At 65.7% G+C, this 12404-nt stretch carries 11 protein-coding genes; 5 read left to right on the top strand and 6 right to left on the bottom strand.

The annotated features are described in order from the left end of the window. Positions 1-18: 18 nt before the first annotated feature. Both ABW18_RS12410 and ABW18_RS12415 read right to left on the bottom strand, forming a co-directional pair. Positions 19-948 (bottom strand): NADP-dependent oxidoreductase, encoded by a 930-nt coding sequence (locus ABW18_RS12410; RefSeq protein ID WP_049699261.1) that lies wholly within the window; start codon positions 946-948, stop codon positions 19-21. A gap of 49 nt (positions 949-997) precedes the next feature. Next, the gene (locus ABW18_RS12415) at positions 998-1612 is read right to left on the bottom strand and encodes a helix-turn-helix transcriptional regulator (protein ID WP_049699470.1); all 615 of its coding nucleotides are present in this window, start codon (positions 1610-1612) and stop codon (positions 998-1000) included. A gap of 235 nt (positions 1613-1847) precedes the next feature. Here ABW18_RS12415 and ABW18_RS12420 point away from each other — a divergent pair, with 235 nt between their 5' ends. Then, on the top strand, positions 1848-2579 hold the full coding sequence (locus tag ABW18_RS12420) for an MSMEG_1198 family transcriptional regulator (protein WP_049699262.1): 732 nt from the start codon (positions 1848-1850) through the stop codon (positions 2577-2579). Positions 2580-2689: 110 nt separating this feature from the next. Here ABW18_RS12420 and ABW18_RS12425 read toward each other — a convergent pair whose 3' ends face one another. Both ABW18_RS12425 and ABW18_RS12430 read right to left on the bottom strand, forming a co-directional pair. Beyond that, positions 2690-3778, bottom strand: coding sequence for an inositol-3-phosphate synthase (locus ABW18_RS12425; RefSeq protein ID WP_049699263.1), 1089 nt, complete (start codon positions 3776-3778; stop codon positions 2690-2692). After that, positions 3771-4466 carry a PadR family transcriptional regulator gene (locus tag ABW18_RS12430; RefSeq protein ID WP_049699264.1) on the bottom strand — a complete coding sequence of 232 codons (696 nt, stop codon included), beginning with the start codon at positions 4464-4466 and terminating at the stop codon, positions 3771-3773. The genes ABW18_RS12425 and ABW18_RS12430 overlap by 8 nt, the downstream gene beginning before the upstream one ends. A 231-nt stretch (positions 4467-4697) precedes the next feature. Between ABW18_RS12430 and ABW18_RS12435 the strand changes: the two genes are divergently transcribed. From ABW18_RS12435 to ABW18_RS12450, 4 genes are all read left to right on the top strand, one after another. Further along, the gene (locus ABW18_RS12435) at positions 4698-5096 is read left to right on the top strand and encodes a DUF5318 family protein (RefSeq protein WP_039854392.1); all 399 of its coding nucleotides are present in this window, start codon (positions 4698-4700) and stop codon (positions 5094-5096) included. 238 nt (positions 5097-5334) lie between these two features. Beyond that, a complete protein-coding gene (locus ABW18_RS12440; RefSeq protein ID WP_049699265.1) occupies positions 5335-7647 on the top strand; it encodes a transglycosylase domain-containing protein in 2313 nt (770 codons plus the stop codon). 76 nt (positions 7648-7723) lie between these two features. Beyond that, positions 7724-9355 (top strand): glycosyltransferase family 87 protein, encoded by a 1632-nt coding sequence (locus tag ABW18_RS12445; RefSeq protein WP_083444387.1) that lies wholly within the window; start codon positions 7724-7726, stop codon positions 9353-9355. A 5-nt stretch (positions 9356-9360) separates the two neighbouring features. Next, complete coding sequence (locus tag ABW18_RS12450; RefSeq protein ID WP_049699266.1) at positions 9361-10311, top strand: 8-oxoguanine DNA glycosylase OGG fold protein; 951 nt, start codon at positions 9361-9363, stop codon at positions 10309-10311. Here the strand turns inward: ABW18_RS12450 and ABW18_RS12455 are convergent. Next, positions 10302-10883 carry a GNAT family N-acetyltransferase gene (locus tag ABW18_RS12455; RefSeq protein ID WP_049699267.1) on the bottom strand — a complete coding sequence of 194 codons (582 nt, stop codon included), beginning with the start codon at positions 10881-10883 and terminating at the stop codon, positions 10302-10304. The two genes, ABW18_RS12450 and ABW18_RS12455, sit on opposite strands and share 10 nt — an antisense overlap. 10 nt (positions 10884-10893) lie before the next feature. Continuing rightward, entirely contained in the window at positions 10894-12345 is a 1452-nt protein-coding gene (locus ABW18_RS12460; protein ID WP_049699268.1) for a membrane protein, read from the bottom strand. Positions 12346-12404: the final 59 nt, after the last annotated feature.

A 12404-nucleotide genomic window follows, 5' to 3' on the forward strand; every position in this document is an offset into this window, starting at 1 on the left:
CGGCCACGATCATCAGACTCATACCAGCAGCGCGACCTTGCCGCCCGCGTGTCCGCCCGAGACGAGTTCGAGAGCCGCGCGCGCTTGTGACAGGTGGAAGGTGTGGGCGACCGGAACCACCAGGTCGCCTGCCGCGGCGTGCGCGATCAACTCCGCCCGAACCGAATCGCGGTAGGCGGCACTCTCTGGCTGTGTACCGCCAAGAGCTACGAATCCGTCTCGCTGGGCGCGGTCGCGCGCCACGATGGTGACGATGCGCGAGCGGTCGGCGACCAACTCCTCGGATGTATCGATGGCCTCGTCGGTACCGGCCGCGTCGAGTGCGGCGTCGACGCCGTTCGGAGCCAGCGCGCGAACACGATCGGCCAGCCCTGGGCCGTATTCGACTGGGAGACCACCGAATTCGACGACCCGCTCAAAACTGTGCGGACTCGCCGTCCCGATCACGGTGATGCCGCGCAGCAGCGCGAGTTGCAACACCGCCATGCCGACCGCGCCCGACGCGCCGTGTAGGAGAACCGTGTCGCCGGTCGCCGCGCGTGACGCCCGTAGCATGTCGGCGGCGGTCGTGCCCGCGAGCAGCAGGTTTGCAGCCGAGGCCTCATTGAGCGTCGAAGGCTTTGCGAACACCTTCTCCGCGGGCACAGTCAACGCTGTCGCGTACCCGCCGTATACCCGGAATGCGAGGACGTCGTCGCCGGGAGATGCTGCGCCAGAGGCAATCTCGGTGCCCGGGCCGAGTGCCGCGATCACTCCGGACACCTCGTAGCCGACAGGGACGGGAAACTCCGATGCGGTCAGCGTGTGCTTGAGGTCCGCGGGATTGACGCCTGCGGCGAGCACTTCGATACTGACCTCGCCCGGCCCTGGTGGATGGAGCTGATCATCGATGAATGCGAAGTCGTCGAGACCGCCGGGACCGGTCGCCACCCACCGTTGCACGCGCATGGTTCAACACTACTGATCAGCGCGGAGGCGTCGGCTTGCATTCGCGGGTTCACAGTTGCTCGGGGCGCACCCAACCGTCGGCGATGAGTGCGAGCAGCAGCTCGGCCTTGTTGGAGACGGGCCTGCTGGCGTTGAGATACCGCTGCCGAACCCGACGATAGTGCTCGCGTGCCGTGCTCTCGGCGATGAAGAACCGGCGAGCCGTCTCGCGCAGCGTCGCGCCGAGGACGTACGCGGTGAGGATCTCGCGCTCGCGTTCGGTGAGGTGGATGCGGGGGACGCGGGGTTGGGCCGACTCCGACCTTCCGGCCAGCGCGGCCAAGACGTCGAGCGCGTGTCCGGGGTCGGTGATGTCGATGCTGCGCGCGTCCGACACAGGCACGCCGATCGCGCCGATCACGGTGCCGTTCAGCGCGCGAATGGACCGGACCTGAGCGACGCGGCGCGCGGACCGCACGATCGTGATGCCAGGGGCGTCGAGTCCGCCGAGTGAATCGGTCGCGTTGTCGAGGTCGATGATGACTGCGCGATGTCCGGCGTCCTCGACGAACACGGCCAGCGCCGAGTCGATGACGTCGTGTTCTGCGATGATCACCGCGGTGGGTGCGGTCCTGACGGCCTCCAAAGGTGCGGTGTCGAGTTCGCTGACGACGTCGGCAGTCATTGAGGTCCCCCCGGAAAATGCGCAGCGCGCGAGTGTGCATTTGATGTACTCGAGCAAATCGAGCATAAAGAATCCTGCCCCCGGCGGCTGCGCAAGTCAGCACTTGTGATGACATATATGTGCGGGGTTCACGCACGAAAACGCCTGACGCAAACATGTGCGTGCAAGATCGCGCATGAAAAGTGGCATGGGATGCGTAATCACGCATGCGAACCCGCGCTCGAGGGGAGTGGCCATGGAAGGGATGCGCATCCTGATCGCATCACCGCTTGGGCATGTGGTGGCCGAACCGGTGCGTTCGGCTATCGAGGGTGCCACTGTTGTCGTGGCCCGCGACCAGGAGGAATTCGTCCGCAGCGTGTCCGGGCGCGTACGGTTCGACGTCGTTTGCGCCGACCTCATCTGGAATCGACCCGACATCGAGTGGACGTTCGACGGTCTGGACGTCCTCGACGGCCTCCATCATGCCGACCGCCTCGCGCCGGTGCTGTTGGCGACCCAGGGACACTCCATGGAGATCGATCATCTCGAAGAAGCACGGCTGCGGCCGGATGTCTGGGGCGTGGTCGCCAAGGCCGACGGATTCGGCTCGCTGATCGCGGCGCTGCGCACCGTCGCTCACGGCTCGAAGCTCGACGACCGGGTGCCCTCGCCGACTCACCCGCCGCTGTACGAGTTGTTCTCCGGCAGGCGCGGGATCACGGCGGCGCGCATGGCGGGCGCCATTGCCGCGGGAAATGCGTCGGACAACGCGACGTTGGCGTCGGTTGCGAAGGTGTCGCACAACACCGCGAACAAGGTGACCAGCCACTACCTCGGTCCGCTGCTGCTCGAGCGCCGCGAACACGACGACCGCCTGCCGCTCACCCAGGCGTCGGTGTACCGATGGTGCGGCCTGCACGCGCGCTACATCGTGAGCTGGTGCCGACGACACGGACACGAGGACGTGTTGGCGCCGCAGGCGTGAGCGTCGCTGCCCGGGGTCGCTGACACAACCCCCCACACACGACGATGCCCCTCGGTCCGGGGGTCCGGACCAAGGGGCATCGTGTGGCGTGACGGGGTCAGACCGTCGGATCAGCCCTCGATGAACGTCTCGAGCTGCTGGCGAGCGACGTCGTCGGCGAGCTGCTCGGGCGGGCTCTTCATCAGGTAGGCCGAGGCGGGCAGGATCGGTCCGCCGATGCCGCGGTCCTTGGCGATCTTCGCGGCGCGCACGGCGTCGATGATGATGCCTGCCGAGTTGGGGGAGTCCCAGACCTCGAGCTTGTACTCCAGGTTGAGCGGCACGTCGCCGAAGGCGCGTCCCTCGAGGCGGACGTAGGCCCACTTGCGGTCGTCGAGCCATGCGACGTGGTCCGACGGTCCGATGTGGACGTTCTTGTCCTCGACCTTGCCGGCGAGCGAGCCGGTGAGGTTCGACGTGACGGCCTGGGTCTTGGAGACCTTCTTGGACTCGAGACGCTCGCGCTCGAGCATGTTCTTGAAGTCCATGTTGCCGCCGACGTTGAGCTGGTAGGTGCGGTCGAGTGCGACGCCGCGATCCTCGAACAGCTTGGCCATCACGCGGTGGGTGATGGTCGCGCCGACCTGGCTCTTGATGTCGTCGCCGACGATCGGCACGCCTGCGGCGCGGAACTTCTCGGCCCACTCGGGGTCGGAGGCGATGAACACCGGCAGGGCGTTGACGAAGGCGACACCCGCGTCGATCGCGCACTGTGCGTAGAACTTGTCAGCCTGCTCGGAGCCGACGGGGAGGTAGGAGACCAGGACGTCAACGTCGTTGTCCTTGAGAGTCTTCACGACGTCGACGCCGTCGCCGTCGGCCTCGGTGATGGTCTGCAGGTAGTACTTGCCGAGACCGTCGAGGGTGTGGCCGCGCTGCACGGTGACACCGGTCGGCGGGACGTCGGCGATCTTGATGGTGTTGTTCTCGCTCGCGAAGATCGCGTCGGAGAGGTCGAAGCCGACCTTCTTGGCGTCGACGTCGAACGCGGCGACGAACTCGACGTCGCGCACGTGGTACTGACCGAACTTGACGTGCATCAGACCGGGGACGGTCGAGTTCTCGTCGGCATCCTTGTAGTACTGAACGCCCTGGACCAAGGATGAAGCGCAGTTTCCTACGCCCACTATGGCCACGCGCACCTTATTGGGCTCACCCATGGTCGGGTTCTCCTTCTTTTTCTCTGGGACCGCGAACGTCGCTGGACCCTGGAACGTGGGTTACCGCCGGCGAATTCTGCGTCACCGGGGTGGTGTCGAGCGCAGCCGATTCCGGCGGCTCGGGTGTTTCCTGTGTCCCGTCGCGAACCGGCTGTGGGTTCGCGTCCGGAAGTGTGTGTTCTGCGGCGATGAGTTCGTTGAGCCAGCGCACCTCGCGCTCGCTCGATTCGAGACTCAGCTCGTGCAGTTGGCGGGTGTAGCGATCCGACGCGCGTGTCGCGCGCGTGACGAGTTCGCGCAATCCCTCACGCCGTTCCTCGACCTGACGCCGACGCCCCTCGAGAATCCGCATCCGGGCCACCGCGGGGGTGCGGGAGAAAAAGGCCAGGTGGACGCCGAATCCGTCGTCGGTGTAGTTCTGCGGTCCGGTGTCGGCGACCAGCTCGTTGAAGCGGATACGACCCTTCTCGGTCAGCTGGTAGACGCGGCGGCCGCGACGCACCTTCATGCCCGCGGGTGTGCTCGCTTCGTCGATCAGGCCGTCGGCCTGCATCCTGCGCAGCGTCGGATACAGCGATCCGTACGAGAACGCGCGGAATGCGCCCAGCAACCCCGTAAGGCGTTTGCGCAGCTCGTAGCCGTGCATGGGCGATTCGAGCAGCAATCCGAGAATGGCGAGCTCCAGCATGGGTGCGCACCTCCTCGGAGTCTCATGGCTGATCGCGCACGCCGAGAAAGTCCGATGGGACGGCACGGCATGTCGCGTCGATGTGGTTTCCAATGTATCGCACCGATATAACTGTGTCGACGGGGGAGTGTCCACAACATGTCGCGCGGGTGTCCGGCGGGCGACCCGCGCGTTTGCGAGGCTCGACGCGGCGCGCGTCCGCGCGGACGTCCCCGAGCGCGACGACGTACCCTGAAACACGTGCGCCAGATCGTCGACTACGCCTTGCAGCGTCGGTCCCGACTGTCCGATGTCCACTCCGGCCGGACAGCCGTCGCCGACGTGTGCGATGCGAATCCCTACCTGCTGCGCGCCGCGAAGTTTCACGGGCGCCCGTCATCGACGCTGTGCCCGATCTGCCGCAAAGAGCAGGTCACGCTGGTGTCGTGGGTGTTCGGCGACCGGCTCGGCCAGGTGTCGGGATCGGCGCGTACCGCAGAAGAGATCGCCTCACTCGACGCGACCGCCGAAGAATTCACCGTGCACGTCGTCGAGGTCTGCCGTACATGTAGCTGGAACCATCTCGTCCAGTCGTACGTTGCGGGTCTGCCGCCACGATCGACACGACGTCGTCGTCGGGTGGCCGAATAACTGTTGTTTCCACGTTCGTCGACGAGAGATAAGGCGCTCGTCGACGTTCTGACGTGTGTGGTGTGTGCCGCAGGTTTTTGCCGCGCGACCGCCGCATACGTCACAGTGGAGTGGGCTCGATGCGATGGAGAAGTACTGTGAGGAACGGTAAACCGACCACGGTGGCGGTTCTGACCTCGAACAACACGGCACAGGCGCGCGTGAGCGGGACCTGGATCGCGGTGCGGAAAGGTGATCGATGAGCGGGACGGAGTCGTCGCGCGGCACGGGAAAACGGCCGACTCGATCGGCCAAGAAAGATGCCGAGCAGACAACGCAGTCACGGCATCGCGTGATCGCCTGGACGCTTGGCATTCTCGGCGGGCTGGTCCCCGCGGTCATCCTGATCGGCATCCTTGCTTTCGCGATCGCCTACGCGACCGCGACGGTGCCGAGCCCTGGCGATATCAAGCAGAACCAGGTTGCGCTGATCACCGACTCGACGGGCAAGACGCTTGCCAAGGTCGTGCCGCCGGAGGGCAACCGCACCGACGTCAAGATCACTGACATCCCCAAGTCGATGCAGGACGCGGTGATCGCGGCCGAAGACCGTCAGTTCCGCAGCAATGAAGGCTTCTCGGTGACGGGTATCGGCCGTGCGGTGCTCGGTCGTTTCACCAACAACGCCGACGCCGGTGGTGGTTCGACCATCACGCAGCAGTACGTCAAGAACGCGCTCGTCGGTGACGAGCACAGCTACGAGCGCAAGTTCAAAGAGCTCGCGATCGCGACCAAGATGTCGGGACAGTGGTCCAAGGACGACATCATGGCCGCCTACCTCAACACCATTTACTTCGGCCGCGGCGCCTATGGTGTGTCCGCAGCCTCGCAGGCCTACTTCCGTAAGGACGTCAGCAAGCTGACCCCCGAGGAGTCCGCGGTTCTGGCAGCTGCGATCCGTTCGCCTTCCTACTACGACCCGGCCGTCGACAAGGTCGCCTCCGAGGGTCGCTGGAACTACGTGCTCGACGGCATGGTGCAGACCGGTTCGCTCACGCAGTCCGAGCGTGCGTCGATGCAGTACCCGAAGGTCTACCCGCAGCCCGCGGCGGCCGTCGAGACGCCCGGGCCCAACGGTCTGATCAAGCGCCAGGTGATGGCCGAGCTGAACAAGCTGAACATCTCCGAGCAGCAGGTGCGGACCGAGGGTCTCAAGATCACCACCACCATCGATCCCAAGGCGCAGAACGCCGCCGTGCAGGCCGCGTGCCGCGAGAACAAGATCTACTCGTGCGACAACGGCGTGCTCAACGGCGAGCCCGACAAGATCCGCGACGCCGTCGTGTCGATCGATCCCAAGACCGGTGGAGTTCGCGGCTACTACGGCGGCGACGACGGCCAGGGTTGGGACTACGCGCAGGCAGGTCTGCAGACCGGATCGTCGTTCAAGGTGTTCGCGCTCGTCGCTGCACTGCAGCAGGGAATCCCGCTGTCGAAGGTGTACAGCTCCGCGCCGTATCAGACGTCGTCGGGTCTGACCGTCGAGAACTCCGACGGTGAGAGCTGCGGCTCGTGCAACCTCGCCACGGCGATGAAGATGTCGCTCAACACCGTCTACTACCGCCTGATGATGGACCTCAACGGTCAGGCGCGCGCTGTCGCCGACGCCGCGCACACCGCGGGTGTCGCCGAGTCCTTCGGCGACATCAAGCAGACGCTCCAGAACCCCGACGGTCAGGTCGAGGGCGGCGTCGTGCTCGGTCAGTACCCGTCTCGGGTCATCGACATGGCGTCGGCGTACGCAACCCTCGCAGCGTCGGGTGTGTATCGCGAGCCGTACATGGTGCAGAAGGTCGAGACCTCGACCGGCGAGGTGCTCTACGAGCATCAGCAGAACGACGGCAAGCGCGTCTTCCCCGCCAAGGTCGCCGACAACGTGACCTCCGCGCTCGAGCCGATTGCCGCGTACTCGAACGGCAACGGACTCTCCGACGGCACCTACGGCACACGTCCGTCGGCGGCCAAGACCGGCACCGCGCAGCTCGGCGACACCGGGCAGAACAAGGACGCGTGGATGGTCGGATACACGCCGCAGCTGTCCACGGCCGTCTGGGTCGGTACCGACAAGGGCACCGCGCTGACCAATTACGGGGGTTCGCCGGTCTACGGCAGCGGACTGCCCTCGCAGATCTGGCGCAAGTCGATGAACAATGCGCTCGAGGGCGACCAGATCGAGCAGTTCCCAGAACCCGCGGCTGTGGGTGGTCAGGCAGGTGCGCCGACCGAGGCGCCGACGCAGACGTACAACCCCGACTACAACACGCCGCGGACACGCGCGCCGCGGGAGAACACCCCGCAGATTCCGCAGATTCCGGGCAACGGAAACGGCGGTGGCGGAGGTGGCGGCATCACCCTCGCTCCCGGCGTGACGATCCCGCTCCCAGGTAATCCGGAGCCGGGAAACGGCAACGGCACCACCGGTAACGGTGGTGCGGGCAACGGCGGTAACGGCGAGGGCAATACCGGCACCGGCAACGAGGGCGGAGTCACCCCTGAGCCGCCGGTCGGCTGACCGTCGCTCGTCGTCGGGAAAGCACTTCGACGACGCCGCGTCGGCGCAGTCACAGCAGCGATCGATTCCTGGCGGGGTGATTTCCGACGGGGTAGCGAGCCCGGTTGCGCTGTCTGATGACCTTCGGGTCGACGACGCGCGCGTGATCCCGAGCAGGACCGACGTCGTCGCGCGCGACGCGAGTCGTGTGATCGGCGGCCCGCTGGGTACGCACGGGGCCGTCGGACGCAGTCGGCGTTGGACACCGATCCGTGTGCTGTTCCTGCTGTCACTGTGTGCGTTGGCCCTCAGTTGGTACGGCAAGGCCGGCTGTCTGCAGCAGGCTCCGGCGACGTCGGAGGCCAACGACGCCGGGCACTCGATGCGACTCGACTGGGACAACCAGCGTCAGTTCACCAATCTCTGCTACTCCGACGTGATCGCGCTCTACGGCGCCGAACAACTGGACAAGGGTGCGTTCCCCTACAAGACGTACTGGTTTCAACAAGACCAGAACGGCAACACCATCAAGCGGTACATGGAGTACCCGGTGCTGACCGGCCTCTACATGTACGCCGCCGCGCAGGCTGCGCACGGTTGGCAGTGGTTGCATGACGAGTTCGGCATCCCCGGGGCGCTGAGCGTCGTCTTGTTCTTCAACCTCGTGGCGCTCGGCCTCGCGCTGTTCTGGCTCGTCGTCGTCTGGGCGACGGCGCTGACCGCTCGTACGCGCATCTGGGCGGCGTGGTTGGCTGCGCTCTCACCACTGGTGATCGTCCACGCGTTCACCAACTTCGACGCAATCGCGGTGGCGATGGTCGCCGTCGCGATCCTGGCGTGGGCGCGCAATAAACCCTGGCTCGCGGGGTTGTTCATCGGACTCGGTGTCGCGTCGAAGTGGTATCCGATCCTGCTGCTGTTCGTTCTTCTCGTGCTATGCCTGAGGGCAAGGCGGGTCACCGATTTCTTGACCGCAGCGGCGGTGGCGGTGCTGACGTGGGTCGTGGTGAATCTGCCGATCCTGGTGCTGTATCCGCGCGGCTGGTACGAGTTCTTCCGCTACAACAGCGAGCGCGGCGCCGACTCCGACACCCTCTTCCGCATCCTCGCCAAAGCGTTTGGTTTCACATGGAACATCACGCTGCTGAACGCGATCACACTAGGTTTGCTGGCCCTGATCGCGTGCGGGATCGGCTACCTGGCTCTGCGCGCGCCGACCCGACCGCGTCTCGTGCAGTTGGCGTTCCTCATGGTCGCGGGCTTTCTGCTGGTGAACAAGGTGTGGAGTCCGCAGTACTCGCTGTGGCTCGTGCCGCTCGCTGTACTGGCCATTCCGCATACGCGACTGCTGATGACGTGGATGGTGATCGACGCCCTGGTGTGGATTCCGCGGATGTCACTGTTCCTCGACCCATCGCGCCGCTGGCTCCCCGAGGGTTGGTTCACCCTGGCCGTTGTCGTTCGCGCTCTGATGGTGATCGTGCTGTGCATCGTCGTGATCTGGCAGATCTACCACCCCGAGGACGACCTGGTGCGTCGAGATCGACGCGGCAGACCGCTCGACGATCCGGCGGGCGGACCACTCGACGGCGCCGTCGGCGCGTATCCGCCGCGTGATGCCGCGCGCCTCGACGGCGTCGCTGGAAATGTCGCGGCAGGAAATGTCATGGCGGGAGACGTCACGGCAGGAAAATCAGGTGGAACCGAGCGGCGGTTCTCGACGTCCTAGGGTGCATGACAACACCCGACCTCCCAGCTCCCACCGAACTCATCGAATGGGCCGCGCATGCCGACCGCACCGCAGCCCTCATGACCGACACCGTGCAGATCGACGGCAACTGGTGGCGCGACGAGCTCGTCGCCGCAGGCCTCCCCGACGCCGGGATCGGCACATCCCGTTCGCGCGCCGAGTTGTTCGACCTCGGCACACTCGCGTCCACGAGCCCCGACGCGGCGCTCACCCTCCTCTGGAACTCCGTCGCGTTCTGCACCGGGCGCGCCGTCTCCGACAACCGCAAACGCATCATCGCGGTGAGCGCTAATCGCAGCCGAGTCGCCCGCGTGCTGCAGGAGGCGGCAGCCATCGCGTCAACCGATCCGGACAAGGCCTACGACATGCTGCGTCCCGGACGCACCAACCGCATCGACCGACTCGGGCCGAGCGGCTTCACCTGGTACCTCTACTTCGCGGGAGCAGGCGCCGCCGACCATCCCTGCCAGGTGATCGAGCCCGCGGTGGCACGCGCGCTGCGGTGGGCCGGATGGGACAGCCTGAGCACCACCAACTGGTCGGCCGACGAGTACGTCGCCTATCTGGGCCTGCTACGACGCTGGCGCACCGAGATCGGCGTCGAACGACTCGACGTCGTCGTCAACGGTCTCGTCGCGATAGCACCACCGAGCGGGTGGGATTACGGATGGCAGTCGTGGCACCGCGACACGTGGCAGGAGGAGCCATACGACAGGTGGGTTCCGGGGCCGCTGAATGCCAACGACCTGAAGCTCGTCTACCACTGGATGGGCATGCTGTCGGAGATGAACCCCAGCTCGCCTGCGGCAGAACACTTTTCCAAGATTGGAGCGAAGATCATGCGGGCTATCGGAGACGTGGGCGAGCCGGGCTACCTGCGTCACGACGAGTTCGGACGATACCGCGACGGCCGAATCGGGATGTCTTACCCGTGATGTGAGATGCGCTGCAGCAGTGCGTCTCTCGCAGCGGGCCAGTCGTCGTCGGTCATGGCGTACTGCGCGGTGGTGCGCCATCCGTCGGCCCAGCGTCGATGTTTGCGGAGGAGTCCCTCGAACTCGGCGCCGAGTTTCGCGATCGCCGCCCTCGACTGCGCGTTGTTCTCGTGCGTGTGCCACACGACGCGTACGGCGCCGCAGTCGTCGAAGGCGTGATGTAGCAGAAGGTATTTCGCGGTCGGATTGACCGCCGTGCCCTGCGCCTTCTCGGCGTAGAAGGTGTACCCGATCGCGACGGAGAGGTTGGCGTGGTCGATGTCGTAGTAGCTCGTCGAGCCAACCAGCCGTCCGTTGCTGTTGTCGACGACCGCGTAGGCGATGCGCGCATCGTCGGCGTGTGCGGCGGCAATGTATTCGCGCGCCGACTCCTCGTCGTGTGGCACCGATGTCCAGGCGAAGCGCTGCGGATCGTCGACAACTTGCGCGAGTGCGGGAGCGTCGTCGAAGGTCAAGGGTCGCAAGGTGACCCGCTCGCCGACGAGCGGGGCGTCGCCAAGCCATTCGTTCATGTCGACTCCTCTACGACGACGTCGCGAGCACGGGTTCGGGGTCGTCGGAGGGCCGTGGGCGTCGAGCGACCATGGTGGCCAACGGTTCCCGCAGCGGGGCACGCACGAACGCGAAGATCAGGTAGAGGTGGATCGCGGCGGTCACCCAGACGCCGATGTTCACGCCCGCCATCACCCACCACTGCATCGGCGCGTGCGCCGTGTAGATGCCGAACAACCGGAAGATGGTGGTGTCCAACAGGAAGTCGGCGATGAGGTAGGCGACAATGATCGGCCACCGCGTCTTCAGGAGCACGAAGAACGGGAGGATCCACAGCGCGTACTGCGGCGAGTGGACCTTGTGGAACAACATGAATCCGGCGAGCATCGCACCCGAGACGCCGATCCACGGATAGGTGCCCGACTGCAGGTACACCCGCCACCCCAGATAGACCGCGAGCGCGAAGGCGCACAGGATCAGCAGTGGTGACAGCATGCCGACGAGCGAGTTGTACGTGTCGGTCTGTCCGCCGGTGAAATGTCGAAGTCCCCAGTACCAGATGGAGTTGGTGTCGACGTCGGACTTCCGCTTGCCCTGGAACGAGAGTGCGGCCTTCCAGCCCTCGAAGCCGACGATCATGAACGGCAACTGAATCGCGATCACCGTCACGGCAGCCGCCGCGGCCGTCATGATCGCGCCGGTCCAATCGAGATCTTCGGTTCGACGACGCGCGTTGATCATGCCGCCCGCGCCGCGCGTCAGTACGTACAGCGCTAGCGGCAGCGCGAAGAAGCCCGGATAGAGCTTGAGGCAGAAGCCGATTCCCAACAGCACGGCCGCGAGCATCGCCGACGTTCGTAGTGAGAGTCGACGCTCGCCGGTTCGTGGATTGGTCGACGCACCCCACGCCATCACCGCGACGGCACCGACCGCTGTCGCGACGACGGGCAGCTCCCAGTTGTGAAAGGCGTAGAGCACGAGCGGCGGCGTGGCTGCCCACAGAAGAACCCACCAGCGGGTCATCAACGCCAGCATGATGGTGATCGCGAAGGCGAACGGGGCGAGCAGCAGTGCGGAATGCTGGAAGAACTCGGTGTCGGTGTTGGCGCCGATCGCGCCGAGGTACATCAACATCCCCGACAGCACCGGGTACTCGACAACGCCGCCGAACAGGTGACCGTTCGGGCCGATCCCGCCGTGGATGTACGGGAAGATGTGGTTGTTGATGTCGCGCCCGACCCACAGGTACATCAGGTCGGAGTAGCAGGGGACCACGGCGTCGACGTCGCCGACGGGGAAGCGATGCGACCGACCGTCGGGAAAGAACGGCTCGCCGCCGCACTTCACCTTGATGACATAGGACCAGTACAGAGCCACCGACGTGAGAAGGAGCGAGACCAGAAGGATCAACGCCGTCTCGCCTCGGCGAGACAGTGTGTACTGCCCGAAGCCCATGGTCGGAGAGAAGCGGAGCGCGGGCATGGCCTACAGGGTAAGAGATGGCGGGCCGGTGGTCTGCGTCACCTACCCGTCGGCCGGCG

This window comes from Gordonia jacobaea (genome assembly GCF_001186365.1).
Taxonomy (GTDB): domain Bacteria; phylum Actinomycetota; class Actinomycetes; order Mycobacteriales; family Mycobacteriaceae; genus Gordonia; species Gordonia jacobaea.